This is a genomic window from Pseudomonas sp. UBA7500 (assembly GCF_002478435.1).
Taxonomy (GTDB): Bacteria; Pseudomonadota; Gammaproteobacteria; order Pseudomonadales; family Pseudomonadaceae; genus Aquipseudomonas; species Aquipseudomonas palmensis.
In genome coordinates this window covers 25,044-42,901 of the sequence record NZ_DLNW01000057.1, presented here as the reverse complement: position 1 = coordinate 42,901, position 17,858 = coordinate 25,044, and the positions used below count along the sequence as shown (strand labels likewise).

16 protein-coding genes are annotated in these 17,858 nt (G+C 66.1%); 7 read left to right on the top strand and 9 right to left on the bottom strand.

Annotation, left to right across the window (positions count from 1 at the left end; genetic code table 11):
- Position 1: 1 nt before the first annotated feature.
- Positions 2 to 1,564, bottom strand: coding sequence for a methyl-accepting chemotaxis protein (locus B4I46_RS25435; protein WP_387518486.1), 1,563 nt, complete (start codon positions 1,562 to 1,564; stop codon positions 2 to 4).
- A 196-nt stretch (positions 1,565 to 1,760) separates the two neighbouring features.
- On the bottom strand, positions 1,761 to 2,480 hold the full coding sequence (locus tag B4I46_RS25430) for a tellurite resistance TerB family protein (protein WP_054915019.1): 720 nt from the start codon (positions 2,478 to 2,480) through the stop codon (positions 1,761 to 1,763).
- A 175-nt stretch (positions 2,481 to 2,655) separates the two neighbouring features.
- Here B4I46_RS25430 and ydcS point away from each other — a divergent pair, with 175 nt between their 5' ends.
- The 5 genes from ydcS (at position 2,656) to B4I46_RS25405 (ending at position 8,113) form a co-directional block, all read left to right on the top strand.
- A complete protein-coding gene (gene ydcS / locus B4I46_RS25425; protein WP_286902310.1) occupies positions 2,656 to 3,807 on the top strand; it encodes a putative ABC transporter substrate-binding protein YdcS in 1,152 nt (383 codons plus the stop codon).
- Between the two features lie 110 nt (positions 3,808 to 3,917).
- Complete coding sequence (locus B4I46_RS25420) at positions 3,918 to 4,958, top strand: ABC transporter ATP-binding protein (RefSeq protein WP_043863202.1); 1,041 nt, start codon at positions 3,918 to 3,920, stop codon at positions 4,956 to 4,958.
- A 1-nt stretch (position 4,959) separates the two neighbouring features.
- Entirely contained in the window at positions 4,960 to 5,865 is a 906-nt protein-coding gene (locus tag B4I46_RS25415) for an ABC transporter permease (RefSeq protein WP_286902309.1), read from the top strand.
- Entirely contained in the window at positions 5,855 to 6,664 is an 810-nt protein-coding gene (locus B4I46_RS25410) for an ABC transporter permease (RefSeq protein WP_043863200.1), read from the top strand. Before B4I46_RS25415 ends, B4I46_RS25410 begins: the two co-directional genes overlap by 11 nt.
- A 24-nt stretch (positions 6,665 to 6,688) precedes the next feature.
- Entirely contained in the window at positions 6,689 to 8,113 is a 1,425-nt protein-coding gene (locus B4I46_RS25405; RefSeq protein ID WP_286902308.1) for a gamma-aminobutyraldehyde dehydrogenase, read from the top strand.
- Between the two features lie 65 nt (positions 8,114 to 8,178).
- On the opposite strand, the gene B4I46_RS25400 is transcribed toward B4I46_RS25405, so the two are convergent.
- The 3 genes from B4I46_RS25400 to B4I46_RS25390 all read right to left on the bottom strand — a co-directional run bounded on the left by B4I46_RS25400 (position 8,179) and on the right by B4I46_RS25390 (position 11,690).
- Positions 8,179 to 9,285: an NADH:flavin oxidoreductase/NADH oxidase gene (locus B4I46_RS25400; RefSeq protein WP_043863198.1), complete on the bottom strand. Its 1,107-nt coding sequence runs from the start codon at positions 9,283 to 9,285 to the stop codon at positions 8,179 to 8,181.
- Between the two features lie 107 nt (positions 9,286 to 9,392).
- Positions 9,393 to 11,102 carry a single-stranded-DNA-specific exonuclease RecJ gene (recJ, locus tag B4I46_RS25395; RefSeq protein WP_274096543.1) on the bottom strand — a complete coding sequence of 570 codons (1,710 nt, stop codon included), beginning with the start codon at positions 11,100 to 11,102 and terminating at the stop codon, positions 9,393 to 9,395.
- Positions 11,103 to 11,147: 45 nt separating this feature from the next.
- Positions 11,148 to 11,690 carry a YaeQ family protein gene (locus tag B4I46_RS25390; protein WP_054915026.1) on the bottom strand — a complete coding sequence of 181 codons (543 nt, stop codon included), beginning with the start codon at positions 11,688 to 11,690 and terminating at the stop codon, positions 11,148 to 11,150.
- A 153-nt stretch (positions 11,691 to 11,843) separates the two neighbouring features.
- Between B4I46_RS25390 and B4I46_RS25385 the strand changes: the two genes are divergently transcribed.
- Positions 11,844 to 13,043, top strand: coding sequence for a CaiB/BaiF CoA transferase family protein (locus tag B4I46_RS25385; RefSeq protein ID WP_043863195.1), 1,200 nt, complete (start codon positions 11,844 to 11,846; stop codon positions 13,041 to 13,043).
- Between the two features lie 8 nt (positions 13,044 to 13,051).
- Complete coding sequence (locus tag B4I46_RS25380; RefSeq protein WP_043863194.1) at positions 13,052 to 13,909, top strand: TIGR02285 family protein; 858 nt, start codon at positions 13,052 to 13,054, stop codon at positions 13,907 to 13,909.
- A 171-nt stretch (positions 13,910 to 14,080) separates the two neighbouring features.
- Here the strand turns inward: B4I46_RS25380 and B4I46_RS25375 are convergent, their stop codons facing one another.
- The 4 genes from B4I46_RS25375 to B4I46_RS25360 form a co-directional block, all read right to left on the bottom strand.
- Positions 14,081 to 14,368: a DUF3509 domain-containing protein gene (locus tag B4I46_RS25375; protein WP_054915027.1), complete on the bottom strand. Its 288-nt coding sequence runs from the start codon at positions 14,366 to 14,368 to the stop codon at positions 14,081 to 14,083.
- 117 nt (positions 14,369 to 14,485) lie between these two features.
- Positions 14,486 to 14,884 carry a response regulator gene (locus B4I46_RS25370; RefSeq protein ID WP_052504291.1) on the bottom strand — a complete coding sequence of 133 codons (399 nt, stop codon included), beginning with the start codon at positions 14,882 to 14,884 and terminating at the stop codon, positions 14,486 to 14,488.
- A gap of 227 nt (positions 14,885 to 15,111) precedes the next feature.
- Positions 15,112 to 16,521: a threonine synthase gene (gene thrC, locus B4I46_RS25365; protein ID WP_054915029.1), complete on the bottom strand. Its 1,410-nt coding sequence runs from the start codon at positions 16,519 to 16,521 to the stop codon at positions 15,112 to 15,114.
- Between the two features lie 27 nt (positions 16,522 to 16,548).
- Complete coding sequence (locus B4I46_RS25360) at positions 16,549 to 17,853, bottom strand: homoserine dehydrogenase (RefSeq protein ID WP_043863191.1); 1,305 nt, start codon at positions 17,851 to 17,853, stop codon at positions 16,549 to 16,551.
- Positions 17,854 to 17,858: the final 5 nt, after the last annotated feature.

Below are 17,858 nucleotides of genomic sequence, written 5' to 3'. Positions count from 1 at the left end.
TTCAGACTTTGAACCGCGACACACCACCACGAAGGCCGACCGCTACCTGGCTCAGCTCGTCGATGGCGAAACTGGCCTGGCGCAGCGACTCCACGGTCTGGCTGCTGGCATCGCCCAGCTGCGCCAGTGCATGGTTGATCTGCTCGGCACCGGTGGCCTGGGCCTGCATGCCTTCGTTGACCATCAGCACCCGTGGCGCCAGCGCCTGCACCTGGTGGATGATCTGGGTCAGTTGCTCGCCCACCTGCTGCACCTCGGCCATGCCGCGACGCACTTCCTCGGAAAACTTGTCCATGCCCATCACCCCGGCCGACACCGCCGACTGGATCTCGCGCACCATCTGTTCGATATCGTAGGTGGCCACGGCGGTCTGGTCGGCCAGGCGGCGCACCTCAGTGGCCACCACGGCAAAGCCGCGGCCATATTCGCCGGCCTTCTCGGCCTCGATGGCGGCGTTGAGCGACAGCAGGTTGGTCTGGTCGGCGACCTTGACGATGGTGACCACCACCTGGTTGATGTTGCCGGCCTTCTCGTTGAGGATCGCCAGCTTGTTGTTGACCAGGTCGGCCGCGCCCATCACCTGGTGCATGGTCTCTTCCATGCGCGCCAGGCCCTGCTGGCCGGAGCCGGCCAGTACCGAGGCCTGGTCGGCGGCGCTGGTGACCTCGGTCATGGTGCGCACCAGGTCCCGGGAGGTGGCGGCGATTTCCCGCGAGGTGGCACCGATTTCGGTGGTGGTGGCGGCCGTTTCGGTGGCGGTGGCCTGCTGCTGCTTGGAGGTGGCGGCAATCTCGGTCACCGAGGTGGTGACCTGCACCGACGAGCGCTGGGCCTGGGACACCAGCGTGGTCAGCTCGCTCATCATTTCGTTGAAGCCGGTTTCCACCGCGCCGAATTCATCCTTGCGGTCCAGGCTCAGGCGCACGCTGAGGTCACCGCCGCGCAGCTTGTCCAGCGCCCGCACGATCAGTTGCATGGGGCCGGTGATGGCGCGCATCAGCATCAGGCCGCAGATGCCGGCTGCAATGATCGCCAGCACCAGCGAGATCATCATGCTGACCTTGGCCGTGGTCACCGCGCTGACGATGGCACCGGTGGCCTGCTCGGCCGACACCCGGTTGCCTTCGATCACCGTGTTCAGGTGCTTGCGGCCCTCGTTCCAGGCCGGGGTCATGCTGTCCTGCAGCAGGCGCTGGGCCTCGGCGTAGTTCTTCTGCCGGTAGGCCTCCAGCACGCTGTCGAGCAGCTTCAGGTAGCCCTGCTCCAGGCGCACGAACTCCTCGTAGCTGGACTGGTCTTCGGAGGACTGGATGGTCTTCTGGTAATCGGCCATGTTCTGCTTGAGGCGATCCTCGAAGCTCTTGTACAGCTCGGCGTCGGCATTGGTCAGCTCGCGGTGGTTGCTCAGGCCGAGCAACTGCTGGGTGTTGACGTAGCTGTCGACCCAGGCGCTACGGATCATCGAGCTGTAGTACACGCCAGGGATGCTGTCCGAACGCACCGCCTCCTCGCTGGACTCGATCGCCACCAGGCGCGAGTAGGCAGCGACCACCATCAACAGCATGATGGCAATGATCATGGCGAAGCTCGCCAGGATGCGTTGGCGCAATGTCCAGTTCTTCACAGTCAGCCCTCAAGGATTCTACGCGAGCAGAAAAATGCGCAGATTATAGCCCACGCACCTTATCTGCACGCGCTCTGGATCAAGACGGCTCGGGCAAAATGGCCTGCGCGATGGCCATATGCCCGCATTTGCTGACTCAGGCCTGGCGAACCTGTTTTTCCAGCTCGGCCTTGAGGGCCGGGTCGAGCTTGAGCTGCTTGGCCAGCTCGTCGAGGTAGGCGCGCTCCATGAAGTGTTCCTCGTCCACCAGCATGACGCTGGCGATGTACATCTCGGCCGCCATTTCCGGCGTTGTGGCGGCGCGGGCGACGTCGGCCGGGTCCAGCGGTCGGTTGAGTTCGGCATGCAGCCACTGTTGCAGCTCGTGGTCGTTGTCGAGCTTGACGAACTCGCCTTCGATCAGCGCCTTCTCGCGCTCGTCGACATGCCCGTCGGCCTTGGCCGCAGCCACCAGCGCCTTGAGGATGGCCTGGCTGTGCAATTCGACCTGGGCGGCTGGCAGGCGATCGAGGGTCTGCGGTTCGCGCTGCGGCGCACTGCCCTGCTGGGCCTGCCAGTTGCCGTAGGCCTTGTAGGCCAGCACACCGAGGGCGGCCAGGCCACCATAGGTGAGCGCCTTGCCCCCCAGGCTGCGCGCCTTCTTGTTGCCCAGCAGCAGGCCCATCGCGCCCGCCGCCAGCGCACCACCGCCGGCACCGGAGAGCAGCCCGCCCAGGCCACCGCCACCGGCGCCGCCGAGCAACCCACCCAGCCCGCCACTGCCCCCTGGCTTGGCGCTGGCACCTTTGCCGGCCTGGTTCTGCAGCAGCTCCTGGCCGGACTTTAGCAACTGGTCGAGCAAACCTCGGGTGTTCATCTGGACGTCCTCAAACAGGAAATGAAACGCCAGAGTAAAGCCTGACCTGCGTCGTCACGCTGCGCATTTGCTTCTGGATGTTGCATTCGCGGGAACGCACTACGCTAGTAGGGAATGCACCGCTGCAGCACCGTCATCACTGCCCCTGCACAATTCCAATAAAAGAGGGAACATCATGCTTGTGCACACCACCGCATTGCTTGGCGCCCTGGGCGCCGGGATCCTCGCCAGCGCCAGCCTGCAGGCCGCCGAGCCGCTCAAGGCCGTGGGTGCCGGCGAAGGGCAACTGGACATCGTGGCCTGGCCCGGCTACATCGAGCGCGGCGAGAGCGACAAGGCCTACGACTGGGTCAGCGGTTTCGAGCAGGACACCGGCTGCAAGGTGAGCGTCAAGACTGCCGCCACCTCCGACGAGATGGTCAGCCTGATGACCAAGGGCGGCTACGACCTGGTGACCGCGTCGGGCGATGCCTCGCTGCGCCTGATTGCCGGCAAGCGTGTGCAGGCGATCAACACCGACCTGATCCCCAACTGGAAGCACCTCGACCCGCGCCTGAAGGACGGCCCCTGGTACGTGGTCGACGCCAAGGTCTACGGCACGCCGTACCAGTGGGGGCCGAACGTGCTGCTGTACAACACCGAGGTGTTCAAGCAGGCGCCCACCAGTTGGGGCGTGGTGTTCGAGCCGCAGGACCTGCCGGACGGCAAGCCGAACAAGGGCCGTGTGCAGGCCTATGACGGGCCGATCTACATCGCCGATGCGGCGCTGTACCTGAAGACGGCCAAGCCGGAACTGGGCATCGACAACCCCTACGAGCTCAACGAAACCCAGTACAAGGCGGTGCTCGACCTGTTGCGCCAGCAACGCCCCCTGATTCACCGCTACTGGCATGACGCAACCGTGCAGATGAGCGACGTCAAGAACGAAGGTGTGGCGGCTTCAAGCTCCTGGGGCTACATGGTCAACGGGCTCAAGGCCGACAAGCAGCCGGTGGCCTCGACCATCCCCAGGGAGGGCGCCACCGGCTGGGCCGATACCACCATGCTGCACGCCGAGGCCAAGCACCCCAATTGCGCCTACAAATGGATGGACTGGTCGCTGCAGCCCAAGGTGCAGAGCGACGTGGCGGCGTGGTTCGGCTCGTTGCCGGTGGTGCCGGCGGCGTGTTCGGGCAGCGAACTGCTGGGGGCCGACGGGTGCAAGACCAACGGTTTCGACCTGTTCGACAAGATCGCGTTCTGGCGCACGCCGCAGGCGCAAGGGGGCAAGTTCGTGCCCTATAGCCGCTGGACCCAGGACTACATCGCGATCATGGGCGGCCGTTAGGGCCTCTTCGCCGTCAAGGCCGGCCCCTGCAGGCGACTCGCACACCTGCAGGGGCCGGCTTTGACGGCAAAGCGAGCGCACCGCCCTCGCAGAACCGTGGAGTACCTCGCATGCCCCCAGCCGTACAGTTCACCCAAGTGTCCCGCCTGTTCGGCGAGGTCAAGGCCGTCGACCGGGTCTGCATCGACATCGAAGACGGCGAGTTCTTCTCCATGCTCGGCCCTTCGGGCTCGGGCAAGACCACCTGCCTGCGCCTGATCGCCGGGTTCGAACAACCCAGCCACGGCTCGATTCGCATCCACGGCGTGGAAGCCGCCGGCCTGCCGCCCTACCAGCGCGACGTCAACACGGTCTTCCAGGACTACGCGCTGTTCCCGCACATGAACGTGCGCGACAACGTGGCCTACGGGCTCAAGGTCAAGGGCGTGGCCAAGGCCCAGCGCCATGCCCGCGCCGAAGAGGCCCTGGGCATGGTGGCCCTGGCCGGCTACGGCGAGCGCAAGCCGGTGCAGTTGTCCGGCGGGCAGCGCCAGCGCGTGGCCCTGGCCCGCGCGCTGGTCAATCGTCCCCGGGTACTGCTGCTGGACGAGCCCCTCGGCGCGCTGGACCTCAAGCTGCGCGAGCAGATGCAGGGCGAGCTGAAGAAGCTCCAGCGCCAGCTGGGCATCACCTTCATTTTCGTCACCCACGACCAGACCGAGGCGCTGTCGATGTCCGACCGCGTGGCGGTGTTCAACCGCGGGCGCATCGAACAGGTCGACACGCCGCGCAACCTCTACATGCAACCGGCCACCCCCTTCGTTGCCGAGTTCGTCGGCACCTCCAACGTGCTGCGCGGCGAGCTGGCCCAACACCTGGTGGCCAGCCCGCAGCCGTTCTCGATCCGCCCGGAACACATTCGCCTGAGCGCGTCGGCCATCCCGGGCGACGTCCTCCAGCTCAGCGGCGTGCTGCACGATATCCAGTACCAGGGCAGCACCACCCGCTACGAACTGCAGCTGGACAACGGCCAGTTGCTGGCGGTGAGCCAGGCCAACAGCCAGTGGCATGCCGACGCCGCCCCCTGGCAGCCCGGCCAGCGCCTGCACGCCCACTGGCCGCGCGAGGCCATGACCGCGCTGCGCGAAACCGTGCTCGACGAGGGCCGCTGAGATGATGCGGCGCCTGGCCACCTTGCTCTACCGTCGCCCCAACCTGTACCTGGCGATGCTGTTGATACCGCCGCTGATCTGGTTCGGCGCGATCTACCTGGGCTCGCTGCTGGCGCTGCTGTGGCAAGGTTTCTACACCTTCGACGACTTCACCATGGCGGTGACGCCCGAGCTGACCCTGGCCAACTTTGCCGCGCTGCTGCAGCCATCCAACTTCGACATCATCCTGCGTACTCTGGGCATGGCGGTGGCGGTGTCGATCGCCAGCGCGGTGCTGGCGTTTCCCATCGCCTACTACATGGCCCGCTACACCCGCGGCAGCACCAAGGCGTTCTTCTACATCGCGGTGATGATGCCGATGTGGGCCAGCTACATCGTCAAGGCGTATGCCTGGACCCTGCTGCTGGCCAAGGGCGGGGTGGCACAGTGGTTCGTCCAGCAGCTGAACCTGGAGCCACTGCTGCAATGGCTGCTCGGCATTCCCGGGGTGGGCGGCAGCACCCTGTCGACCTCGCACCTGGGGCGCTTTATGGTGTTCGTGTACATCTGGCTGCCGTTCATGATCCTGCCGATCCAGGCCGCGCTGGAGCGCCTGCCGCCCTCGCTGCTGCACGCCTCGGCCGACCTTGGCGCACGCCCGCACCAGACGTTCGTGCAGGTGACCCTGCCGCTGGCGGTGCCGGGCATCGCCGCCGGCTCCATCTTCACCTTCTCGCTGACCCTGGGCGATTTCATCGTGCCGCAGTTGGTGGGCCCGCCCGGCTACTTCATCGGCAGCATGGTGTACGCCCAGCAAGGCGCCATCGGCAACATGCCGATGGCCGCCGCCTTCACCCTGGTGCCGATCATGCTGATCGCCGTGTACCTGACCCTCGTCAAACGCCTGGGAGCCTTCGATGCACTCTGACAACGCCTCGCCGGGGCTGCGCCTGGCCGCCTGGGGCGGGCTGCTGTTCCTGCACTTTCCGATCCTGATCATCGTGCTGTACGCCTTCAATACCGAAGACGCGGCCTTCAGCTTTCCGCCCCGGGGCCTGACCCTCAAGTGGTTCGGCGTGGCGTTTTCGCGCCCCGACGTGCTCGAGTCGATCAAGCTGTCGCTGCAGGTGGCGTGCCTGGCCACGCTGATCGCCCTGGTGCTTGGCACCCTGGCCGCCGCGGCCCTGTACCGGCGCAGCTTCTTCGGCAAGGAGAGCCTGTCGCTGATGCTGATCCTGCCCATCGCCCTGCCCGGCATCATCACCGGCATCGCCCTGCTGTCGGCGTTCAAGACCCTGGGCATCGAGCCCGGGATTTTCACCATCGTGGTGGGCCACGCCACCTTCTGCGTGGTGATCGTCTACAACAACGTCATCGCGCGTCTGCGGCGCACCTCGCAGAACCAGATCGAGGCGTCGATGGACCTGGGCGCCGACGGCTGGCAGACCTTTCGCTACATCGTGCTGCCCAATCTGGGGTCGGCCCTGCTGGCGGGCGGCATGCTGGCGTTCGCGCTGTCGTTCGACGAAATCATCGTGACCACCTTCACCGCCGGCCACGAACGCACCCTGCCGATCTGGCTGCTCAACCAGCTCAGCCGCCCGCGCGACGTGCCGGTGACCAACGTGGTGGCCATGCTGGTGATGCTGGTGACCATGCTGCCGATTCTGGGCGCCTACTACCTGACCCGTGGCGCCGAGAACGTGACCGGCAGCGACGGCAAATGACCTGAACCAGGAGGATCGAACACCATGCAAACCCGACTGCTGATCAACGGCCAGCTCGTCGCCGGCGAAGGCCCGGCCCACAGCGTGCTCAACCCCGCGCTGGGCAGCGTGCTGGTGGACATCAACGAGGCCAGCCAAGCGCAGGTGGATGCGGCGGTGCGCGCCGCCGACCATGCCTTCGACGGCTGGTCGCAGACCGCACCGAAAGACCGCGCCGCAGTGCTGCTAAAGCTGGCCGACCTGATAGACGCCCATGCCGGGGAGCTGGCCAGGCTGGAATCGGACAACTGCGGCAAGCCCTACCCGGCCGCGCTGAACGACGAACTGCCGGCAATCGCCGACGTGTTCCGCTTCTTTGCCGGGGCCAGCCGCTGTCTGGGCGGCTCGGCGGCGGGCGAGTACCTGGCGGGACACACTTCGATGGTGCGCCGCGACCCGCTGGGTGTGGTGGCGTCCATCGCGCCGTGGAACTACCCGCTGATGATGCTGGCATGGAAGATCGCCCCGGCCCTGGCCGCCGGCAACACCGTGGTGCTCAAGCCTTCGGAACAGACCCCGCTGACCGCCCTGCGCCTGGGCGAACTGGCGGCCGAGCTGTTTCCGGCCGGGGTGCTCAACATCCTGTTCGGCAAGGGCCAGAGCGTAGGTATGCCCCTGGTCACCCACCCCAAGGTGCGCATGGTGTCGTTGACCGGCTCGATCGCCACCGGCAGCCAGATCATCACCGGCACCGCCGACAGCGTGAAACGCCTGCACATGGAACTGGGCGGCAAGGCCCCGGTGATCATCTTCGACGATGCCGACATCGACGCTGCGGTGGAAGGCATTCGCACCTTCGGCTTCTACAATGCCGGGCAGGACTGCACCGCGGCCTGCCGGATCTATGCCCAGGCCGGCATCTACGACACCTTCGTGAACAAGCTCGGCGAGGCAGTGGCCAGCCTCCGGCACGGGTTGCAGGACGACCCGGACACCGAACTCGGGCCGCTGATCAGTGCCGCACACCGCGACCGGGTGGCAGCGCTGGTGGAGCGCGCCGTGGCCCAGCCGCATATTCGCCTGGTCACCGGCGGCAAGGCGGTGACGGGCGACGGGTTCTTCTTCGAGCCGACGGTGCTGGCCGACGCCCAGCAGGATGACGAGATCGTGCGCCGCGAGGTATTCGGGCCGGTGGTGTCGGTGACCCGCTTCGAAGACGAAGCGCAGGCGCTGGCCTGGGCCAACGATTCGGACTACGGCCTGGCCTCATCACTGTGGACCGCCGATGTCGGCCGCGCCCACCGGGTGTCCGCCCGGTTGCAGTACGGCTGCACCTGGGTCAACACGCACTTCATGCTGGTCAGCGAAATGCCCCACGGCGGGCAGAAGCTGTCGGGCTACGGCAAGGACATGTCGATGTATGGGCTGGAGGACTACACCTGCGTGCGGCATGTGATGTTCAGGCATTGAGGCCCACGGCGCAGGCAGGCGTTACCTGCGCAGGAGGGCCGCTCGGCGGCCCTTTGGCATAGCCTTCAGTCGCGCAGGTCGGACTCGTGGATCGGCTGGTCGCGGTGGGTCGCACGCTGGTACTGCGCCGGCCATATGGCCTTCTGCCCGCCCAGGTCGTCGTCGGCATGCAGCGGCCAGTACGGATCGCGCAGCAGCTCGCGGGCCAGCAGGATGATGTCGGCCTGGCCGGTGCGCAGAATGTGCTCGGCCTGGGCCGGCTCGGTGATCATGCCCACCGTGCCGGTGGCGATCCCCGATTCCTTGCGCACCCGCTCGGCAAAGCGTGTCTGATAGCCAGGCCCGGTGGGAATCTCGGCATTCATCGAGGTGCCCCCCGACGAAACGTCGATCAGGTCGGCGCCCAGGGCCTTGAGGCGCTTGGCCAGCTCGACGGTTTCATCCGGGTTCCAGCCATCCTCCACCCAGTCGGTGGCCGATACCCGCACGAACAGCGGCAACTCCGACGGCCACACCTCGCGCACCGCCTCGGTCACCTGCAGGGTCAGGCGAATGCGGTTCTCGAACGAGCTGCCGTACTGGTCGCGACGCTGGTTGCTCAATGGCGAGAGAAACTGGTGCAGCAGGTAGCCATGGGCGGCATGCACTTCCACGACCTTGAAGCCGGCCACCAGTGCACGCCGGGCGGCTTCGACAAAGGCCTGGATCACCTCGTGGATCTGCCCTTCGCTCAATTCGGTGGGCGCCGTGTGCTGCGGGTCGAAAGCGATTTTCGACGGCCCCACCGGCACCCAGCCACCGTCCTCGGGCTTGACGCTGCCGTGCTTGCCCAGCCACGGCCGATGCGTGCTGGCCTTGCGCCCGGCGTGCGCCAGCTGAATGCCGGGCACCACGCCCTGGGCTGTGATGAAGCGGGTGATGCGTTGCAGGGGCGCGATCTGTTCGTCGCACCACAGGCCCAGGTCCTGGGCGGTGATGCGGCCCTCGGCCGTGACGGCGGTGGCTTCGGTGAAGATCAACCCGGCACCGCCGACCGCGCGGCTGCCCAGGTGCACCAGGTGCCAGTCGTTGGCCAGGCCGTCGACGCTCGAATACTGGCACATCGGCGAGACCGCAATGCGGTTGGGCAGCGTCAGTTGACGCAGGGTATAGGGCTCAAGCAGCAGGCTCATGGGGCACCTCTCCAGTCTCCGAATGGTGGACCGGACCGAGCGCCTTGGCTTCCCCGCGGCTCAGTGCCGGTCTCTGAGAGACTAGACCAGTTTGCCCACCCAGGGGTTCAGCGCGGCTCGATGTGGGCGATCATCAGCTGCACCGTCTCGTTGCCGCGAAACTCGTTGACGTCCAGCTTGTAGGCCAGCTCCACCCAGCGCACGGTGGGGTTGGGCCATACCTCGCGGTCGATGCCGAAGGCGATGCCGTCGAGGGTCACCGAACCGCATTCGCTCTTGAGCACCACCTTCAGGTGACGCTCGCCCACCACCCGCTGCTGCACCAGCTGGAACACGCCATGAAACAGCGGCTCGGGAAAATGCTGCCCCCACGGCCCGGCGTTGCGCAGGGCGCGGGCCAGCTCCAGGTGGAACTCCTCGACCGCCAGGCTGCCGTCGGACAGCAGCCGGCCGGTGAGGTCGTCCTCCTGCAACTGGCGGCGGACTTCTTCGTCGAACGCCTGGGCGAACGCCGGGAAGTTCTCGGCCGGCAGCGACAGCCCCGCCGCCATGGCGTGCCCGCCGAACTTGCTGATCAGCTCCGGGTTGGCCGCCGCCACGGCGTCCAGCGCATCGCGAATGTGAAAGCCCGGCACCGAGCGCGCAGAGCCCTTGAGCATGCCTTCGCCGGCGTCGGCAAAGGCGATGGTCGGGCGGTGATAACGTTCTTTCAGACGCGAGGCCAGAATGCCGATCACGCCCTGGTGCCAGTCAGCCTCGTACAGGCACAGGCCGAACGGCATCGACTCCAGCGGCAGGTCCTTGAGCTGGGCCAGCGCCTCGCGCTGCATGCCCTGTTCGATGGACTTGCGGTCCTGGTTCAGTTCGTCCAGCTGCACCGCCATCTCGCGGGCCAGGCTCGGGTCGTCGCTGAGCAGGCATTCGATGCCCAGGCTCATGTCGTCCAGGCGCCCGGCAGCATTGAGCCGCGGGCCCAGGATGAAGCCCAGGTCGGTGGAGGTGATGCGCGCCGCTTCGCGCCGGGCCACCTCGAGAATCGCCTTGAGCCCCGGGCGCGCACGACCGGCACGGATGCGCTCCAGGCCCTGGTGCACGAGGATGCGGTTGTTGGCATCCAGCGGTACCACGTCGGCCACGCTGCCCAGCGCCACCAGGTCGAGCAGCTCGCCGATGTTCGGCTGCGGGCGGTCGTCGTAGCGGCCCAGGCTGCGCAGGCGCGCACGCAGCGCCATCAATACGTAGAAGATCACCCCGACCCCGGCCAGTGCCTTGCTCGGAAACTCGCAGCCCGGCTGGTTGGGGTTGACGATGGCATCGGCCGCCGGCAGCGCATGGCCCGGCAAGTGGTGGTCGGTGACCAGCACCTTCAGGCCGGCCGCCTTGGCCGCCGCCACGCCTTCGACGCTGGAGATGCCGTTGTCCACGGTGATCAGCAGCTGCGGCGTGCGCTGCAGTGCCACCTCGACGATTTCCGGGGTCAGCCCGTAACCGTATTCGAAACGGTTGGGCACCAGGTAGTCGACGTGCGCGGCGCCCAGCAGACGCAGGCCCAGCACGCCCACGGTGCTGGCCGTGGCACCGTCGGCGTCGAAGTCGCCGACGATCAGGATGCGCTGGCGCTGGTCCAGTGCCTCCACCAGCAGGTTTACCGCCGCGTCGATACCCTTGAGCTGCTGATAGGGCAGCAGGCGTGCCAGGCTCTTGTCCAGCTCGACGGCGCTCTGTACGCCACGGGCGGCGTACAGGCGGGTCAGCAGGGGCGGCAGGTCGCCAAGAAACGGCAGGGTGGACGGCAGTGAACGCGGTTCGATACGCATGGAGTGATCAAGGCTTCTCTGGTTTGAAAAAGGTCGGCGGGCGGATCAGCCGCGCTCGCCCAGCAGCCATTGCAGCTGGACTTCGTGCTGGCCGCGGTCGTCGGTGACGAACACCGTGCCTTCGCTGATCATCACATCCCACTTGATGGCGCGTGGCATGTCCTTGGCCAGGACTTCCAGCACCTCTTGCGGCACGGCGGCGATGTTGAGGTTCTTCAGGTTCTTGACCGCCGGGATCACCTTGGTTTCCCACACCCGCAGGCTGCCGTAGGCCAGCAGACTGGTGCGCTCGGTGCGGCGCGAGCACCAGGTCAGGCGGTCGGCATCGGGCTGGCCGACTTCGATCCAGTGCAGCACCCGGTCATCCAGGCTTTTTTCCCACAGCGCCGGCTCGTCGACGTCCGACAGGCCGCGACCGAACGACAGCTGCTCGTTGTACCAGAGGGCATAGGCCAGCAGGCGCACGGCCATGCGCTCTTCGGTTTCCGAAGGGTGGCGGGCGATGGTCTGCTTGACGCTTTCGTACACGCCGCGGTCGAGATCGGTGAGGTTCAGTTCAAACTTGTAGGTGGTGGACGGCTGGGCCATGGACGGGCTTCTGGTAACAGGAAAAGTCGCCCAGTCTAACCGATGCGCTGGCAATCAACGAACCGAACCGTACAATCTGCGGCCAACAGCAGTATCTGCCGCTGCCGCCCTGTGATAAAAACTAGCGCTCTGCCCTGCTGCCACGGAAGCCCCATGTCGTTGCCCACCAAACCGCTTGCCGGCCTCAAAGTCATCGAACTCGGCACCCTGATCGCCGGCCCCTTCGCCTCGCGCATCTGCGCCGAATTCGGCGCCCAGGTGGTCAAGGTCGAATCGCCCGATGGCGGCGACCCGCTGCGCAAATGGCGCAAGCTGTACGAGGGCACCTCGCTGTGGTGGTTCGTGCAGGCGCGCAACAAGCAGTCGCTCACGCTCAACCTCAAGCACCCCGAAGGCCTGGCCATTCTCAAGCAGCTGCTGGGCGAGGCCGACATCCTGATCGAGAACTTCCGCCCCGGCGTGCTGGAAAAGCTCGGCCTGGGCTGGGAGGTACTGCACGCGCTGAACCCGAAGCTGGTGATGGTACGCCTGTCCGGCTTCGGCCAGACCGGGCCGATGAAAGACCAGCCCGGCTTCGGCGCGGTCGGCGAGTCGATGGGCGGGCTGCGCTACATCACAGGTTTCGAGGACCGCCCGCCGGTACGCACCGGCATTTCCATCGGCGACTCGATTGCCGCGCTGTGGGGCGTGATCGGCGCACTGATGGCGCTGCGTCATCGCGAGGTCAACGGGGGCCAGGGCCAGGTGGTCGACGTGGCCCTGTACGAGGCCATCTTCGCGATGATGGAGAGCATGGTGCCGGAGTTCGACGTGTTCGGCTTCATCCGCGAGCGCACCGGCAACATCATGCCGGGCATCACCCCCTCCTCCATCCATACCAGCGCCGATGGCAAGCATGTGCAGATCGGCGCCAATGGCGATGCGATCTTCAAACGCTTCATGCAGGCCATCGGGCGCGACGACCTGGCCGCCGACCCGGCGCTGGCCAGCAATGACGGGCGCGACCTGCGCCGCGACGAGCTGTATGCGGTGATCGACCGCTGGGCCCGCAGCGTGCCGCTGGACACCCTGATGCAGGTGCTCAACCAGGCCCAGGTGCCGGCCAGCCGCATCTATTCGGCCGAGGACATGTTCAGCGACCCACAGTTTCTCGCCCGCGAGATGTTCCTCCAGGCCAGGCTGCCCGACGGCAAGCCGTTCAAGATGCCGGGCATCGTGCCCAAGCTGTCGGACACCCCAGGCTCCAGCGAATGGGTGGGGCCGGCGCTGGGCGAGCACACCGCGCAGTTGCTGGGCGAGCTGGGCTATGACGCGGCGCAGATCGCCCATCTTCGCGAACAGGGCGCGGTCTGAGTCGCGCCATGTGCTGCAACCTGCACGGCGCACTGCTGGCTGTGCTGCTGAGCCTGCTGCCTGCCTCGAGCTGGGCCAAGGAAACCCTCACCTGGCTGTTGCGCGACCTGCCGCCGCTGACCGTGTTCGAGGGCCCCAAAACCGGCCAGGGCGCCATGGACCAGCTGCTGCCGCTGCTCATTGCGCAGATGCCCGAGTACCAGCACAGCATCGTGCGGGTCAACCGCGCGCGCGGCATGCAGATGCTCCAGGAGCCCTCCTTCACCTGCGACCCCACGCTGCTGCGAACCCCGGAGCGCGAGCGCTTCGTGAAGTTCTCGATACCGGCGCTGGCTGCGCAGAGCAACATGGTGATTGCCCGCCAGAGTGACCAGGCAAGCCTTGCGCCGTACCTGCATGATGGCGAAATCGACCTGGACGCCCTGCTGGCAAGCAACACGCACAAGCTCGGTGTCGTCGGCCAGCGCAGCTACAGCCCCGCCGTGGACGCGATACTGGCCAACGCCCCGCCCGCCACCATCAGCCGCCATTACGGCAACGATGCGGTGGGCAGCCTGCTGCAGATGCAGCAGCTGGGGCGCCTGAACCTGCTGCTGGCCTACTGGCCGGAAGTGCGCTACATGAACGAAAAGCAGCCGCAGCCCCAGGCCCTGACGTACTTTCCGATCAAGGGCGTGGCGCGCTACCAGCTGACCTACGTGGGTTGCTCCGACACCCCGCTGGGCCGCGAGGCCATCAGCCACCTCGACCAGTTGCTGCGCAACCTGCGCCTGCAGACCCTGGCACCGCTGTATGCACAATGGCTAGAGCCCGACCAGCGCAAGACCTACCTCGATGCGGCGCGCGAGCTGCTGAGCCAGCACTGACCCCGGCACGCGCTTTTACGCAGGCAAAAAGAAACCCCGAGCGGTGGGGAGGCCGTCGGGGTTAAACGAGGGCTGCTTGGAGCCTCGCACGAACAGCCTGGCGGCATCGGAGCAAAATGCCGTTCAACTGTCCTTAAGCTGTCTGAGTACCTGTCTGGACAAAGGTTCCCGTCACGCCGCAACGATTTGCGCGCGGCCCTGGCGGGCATGTTTGAGGGCTGCGATCACGCAGGGTTGCAGGCGTCCTTCGTGGATGCGCAGGTCACGTTGGATACCGTCCACCAGGTCGATGAGCAGGCGCTGGTCATGCAGCTGGCTGGCCTTGACACTGCGCTGCAGCACGGTGTCGCCGGCAGGGTCGACCAGCTGCAGGTCGAAGTCGGCACTGGCATGCCGGGAGGTCAGCGTGACCTGATAGGGCGTCAATGCTTCACTTAGCAACAAGCTGATATTGTCCATCCATTCACCGTTCACGTTGTTGTTGAAGGGGGTCTTTCACTGACCCTCGGCACAGGCTGAAAGTTCTGCCGCGGCGCGCTGCACGTTCATCGAGCATGCCCGGTGCACATGACAGATTCATGCCACGGGCCCGGCCTCCGGGTGTTGCAGCAGCAACGGGTGCAACTGGCTGGGGCTGGCTGGCGCGGGGGTGCTGCCCAGCACCCGCAGGCCCGACAGCTCGATCAGTTCGACAACCCCCTGGAGCACGCTGCGTCTGGCGCCACTGAGGACAATCAGGGCACTGGCGAGGCCGTGCAGCGCCAGGTGCTCGATGAAGCCCATGCCATCGTGCTCGGGCGACAGCGGGTCACAGATGACGATATCCACCGGCCCCCGTCGTTCGAGCACACCGTGCGCCTGGAGGGTCGTTTCAGCCACGCGCACGTCGTAGATGCCCAGGCCATTGAGCATCTGGTGCAGGTTCATCAGCCGATAGGCATGGGGCTCCAGAAGCAGAACCTTGAGTGAGCGCATGGGCGACTCCGGATTGGACGGGCGCCCACTCTAGGAAAGCCCGCGCGGGCGTCCCATAGGAAAAATCCGAAACCAGGGGGCGGCAACGTCCTCCTGTCGCCACGGTATCGACGCGTCGCGTCGGTTCGCCAGCAAGCCAGGTTCCTGCCGTGGCATGGCGGGCCGCGCAACAAAAAGCCCCGGGGCTTGCGCACCGGGGCCTGGTTCAACGCTGCATACCTCTGCCGTCAGAGCGGCTTGCCACGGTTGCCGTGCTGGCTGACGAAGGCCTGCACCGCTTTCAGGTCGTTGGGCAGTACCGTGCATTTCTCCTCGCGGGAGAACAGGTCGGTCAGGTGCGCCGGCAGCTCCAGGGCTTTGCCCACGCCCGCCTTCTCCACCGCCTCGGGGAACTTGACCGGGTGCGCGGTACCCAGCACCACCATCGGCGTGTCCAGGCTGCGACGGCACTCGCGGCCGGCCTTGACGCCAATCGCGGTGTGCGGGTCGAGCACTTCGCCGGTTTGCGCGAACACGTCGGCGATGGTCTCGCAGGTTTGCGCATCATCCACCGCCAGCGAATCGAACAGCTTGCGCGCCTCGGTCCAGCGGTCTTGCTCGACGCTGAAGCCGCCACCCTGCTTGAAGGTGTCCATCAGGCCGGCAATCTCGGCGCCATTGCGACCGTGCAGGTCGAACAGCAGGCGCTCGAAGTTCGACGACACCATGATGTCCATCGACGGCGACAGGGTGGCGTGCAGGGTTTCCTTGACGTACTGGTTGCCGCTCATGAAGCGGTGCAGGATGTCGTTGCGGTTGGTTGCCACGATCAGCTGGCTGATCGGCAGGCCCATGTTGCGCGCCAGGTAGCCGGCGAAGATGTCGCCGAAGTTGCCGGTAGGCACCGAGAACGCCACCGAACGCGCCGGGCCACCCAACTGCAGGGCGGCGTGGAAGTAGTACACGATCTGGGCCATGATCCGCGCCCAGTTGATCGAGTTCACGGCCACCAGGCGGGTGCCCTTGAGGAAGCCCTGGTCGGCGAAGCTGGCCTTGACCATCTCCTGGCAGTCGTCGAAGTTGCCTTCGATGGCGATGTTGTGGATGTTCTCGCCGAAGATGGTGGTCATCTGGCGGCGCTGAACTTCCGACACACGCTGGTGCGGATGCAGGATGAAGATGTCGACGTTGTCGCAACGCCGGCAGCCTTCGATGGCAGCCGAACCGGTGTCACCGCTGGTGGCACCGATGATCACCACGCGCTCGCCGCGCTTGGCCAGCACGTGATCGAGCAGGCGGCCGAGCAGTTGCAGGGCGAAGTCCTTGAACGCCAGGGTCGGGCCGTGGAACAGCTCCAGCACCCACTCGTTGCTGTTCAGCTGACGCAGCGGGGCAACCGCGGCGTGGGCGAACTCGCCGTAGGTTTCTTCGAGGATCTTCTTGAAGTCGGCATCGGCAATGGAGCCGGTGACGAACGGGCGCATCACTCGGAAGGCCAGCTCGTGGTACGGCAGGCCGGCCCACGAGGCGATTTCTTCCTGGGTGAAGCGCGGCAGGTTTTCCGGCACGTACAGGCCGCCATCGCTGGCCAGGCCGGCCAGCAGGACATCTTCAAAATTCAGGGCCGGTGCCTTGCCGCGGGTACTGATGTAACGCATGACCTATTCCTCTAACTCAAAGACGGCTCAGTTCAGTTGTTCGACGCGGATGCGCACAACGCTGCCAACCACATCCTGCAGGGCTTCCAGGGCGGTGATCGCGTCGTCCATGCGCTGCTCGAGCACGCTGTGGGTGAGCAGGATCATCGGCACCAGGCCATCGTGCTCCTCGACTTCCTTCTGCATGATCGACTCGATATTGATGCCGCGCTCGGACAGGATGCTCGCCACCTGGGCCAGCACGCCCGGACGATCCTTGGCCTGGATGCGCAGGTAGTAGGCGCTCTCGCAGGCTTCGATCGGCAGGATCGGGTGAGCCGACAGCGAGTCGGGCTGGAAGGCCAGGTGCGGCACGCGGTTTTCCGGGTCGCTGGTCATGGCACGGACCACGTCGACCAGGTCGGCGATCACCGACGAGGCGGTCGGTTCCATGCCGGCGCCGGCGCCGTAGAACAGGGTGGAGCCTGCGGCGTCACCGTTGACCATCACCGCGTTCATCACGCCGTTGACATTGGCGATCAGGCGGTCGGCCGGAATCAGCGTCGGGTGCACGCGCAGCTCGATGCCATTGGCCGTGCTGCGGGCCACGCCCAGGTGCTTGATGCGGTAGCCCAGCGCTTCGGCGTAGTTCACGTCGGCCGTGGTCAGCTGGGTGATACCTTCGGTGTAGGCCTTGTCGAACTGCAGCGGGATACCGAAAGCGATGGACGCCAGGATGGTGAGCTTGTGCGCGGCGTCGATGCCCTCGACGTCGAACGTCGGGTCGGCCTCGGCATAGCCCAGCGCCTGGGCTTCGGCCAGCACGTCGGGGAAGGTGCGGCCCTTCTCGCGCATTTCGGTGAGGATGAAGTTGCCGGTGCCGTTGATGATACCGGCCACCCAGTTGATGCGGTTGGCCGACAGGCCTTCGCGGATCGCCTTGATCACCGGGATGCCGCCGGCCACGGCCGCTTCGAAGGCGACGATGACGCCCTTCTCGCGCGCCCTGGCGAAGATTTCGTTGCCGTGCACGGCAATCAGCGCCTTGTTGGCGGTGACCACGTGCTTGCCGTTCTCGATGGCCTTGAGCACCAGCTCGCGGGCAATGGTGTAGCCGCCAATCAGTTCAATGACGATATCGATCTCGGGGTTGCTCGCGACCTCGAACACATCAGCGGTAATGGGGGTACCGGTAATCTGGCAGTTCGGGTTTGGCGTACGCATGGCGATTTGTGCCACTTCGATTCCACGCCCGGCGCGGCGGGCAATCTCCTCGGCGTTACGCTGAAGTACATTGAAGGTACCGCCACCGACGGTCCCCAACCCACAGATGCCTACTTTGACCGGTTTCACTGTGA

Excerpts from the sequence above, each read along its gene's own strand:
- B4I46_RS25435 (WP_387518486.1), bottom strand. The coding sequence starts at position 1,564 with ATGCTGTTGATGGTGGTCGCTGCCTACTCGCGCCTGGTGGCGATCGAG.
- B4I46_RS25430 (WP_054915019.1), bottom strand. The coding sequence starts at position 2,480 with ATGAACACCCGAGGTTTGCTCGACCAGTTGCTAAAGTCCGGCCAGGAG.
- ydcS (WP_286902310.1), top strand. The coding sequence starts at position 2,656 with ATGCTTGTGCACACCACCGCATTGCTTGGCGCCCTGGGCGCCGGGATC.
- B4I46_RS25420 (WP_043863202.1), top strand. The coding sequence starts at position 3,918 with ATGCCCCCAGCCGTACAGTTCACCCAAGTGTCCCGCCTGTTCGGCGAG.
- B4I46_RS25415 (WP_286902309.1), top strand. The coding sequence starts at position 4,960 with ATGATGCGGCGCCTGGCCACCTTGCTCTACCGTCGCCCCAACCTGTAC.
- B4I46_RS25410 (WP_043863200.1), top strand. The coding sequence starts at position 5,855 with ATGCACTCTGACAACGCCTCGCCGGGGCTGCGCCTGGCCGCCTGGGGC.
- B4I46_RS25405 (WP_286902308.1), top strand. The coding sequence starts at position 6,689 with ATGCAAACCCGACTGCTGATCAACGGCCAGCTCGTCGCCGGCGAAGGC.
- B4I46_RS25400 (WP_043863198.1), bottom strand. The coding sequence starts at position 9,285 with ATGAGCCTGCTGCTTGAGCCCTATACCCTGCGTCAACTGACGCTGCCC.
- recJ (WP_274096543.1), bottom strand. The coding sequence starts at position 11,102 with ATGCGTATCGAACCGCGTTCACTGCCGTCCACCCTGCCGTTTCTTGGC.
- B4I46_RS25390 (WP_054915026.1), bottom strand. The coding sequence starts at position 11,690 with ATGGCCCAGCCGTCCACCACCTACAAGTTTGAACTGAACCTCACCGAT.
- B4I46_RS25385 (WP_043863195.1), top strand. The coding sequence starts at position 11,844 with ATGTCGTTGCCCACCAAACCGCTTGCCGGCCTCAAAGTCATCGAACTC.
- B4I46_RS25380 (WP_043863194.1), top strand. The coding sequence starts at position 13,052 with ATGTGCTGCAACCTGCACGGCGCACTGCTGGCTGTGCTGCTGAGCCTG.
- B4I46_RS25375 (WP_054915027.1), bottom strand. The coding sequence starts at position 14,368 with ATGGACAATATCAGCTTGTTGCTAAGTGAAGCATTGACGCCCTATCAG.
- B4I46_RS25370 (WP_052504291.1), bottom strand. The coding sequence starts at position 14,884 with ATGCGCTCACTCAAGGTTCTGCTTCTGGAGCCCCATGCCTATCGGCTG.
- thrC (WP_054915029.1), bottom strand. The coding sequence starts at position 16,521 with ATGCGTTACATCAGTACCCGCGGCAAGGCACCGGCCCTGAATTTTGAA.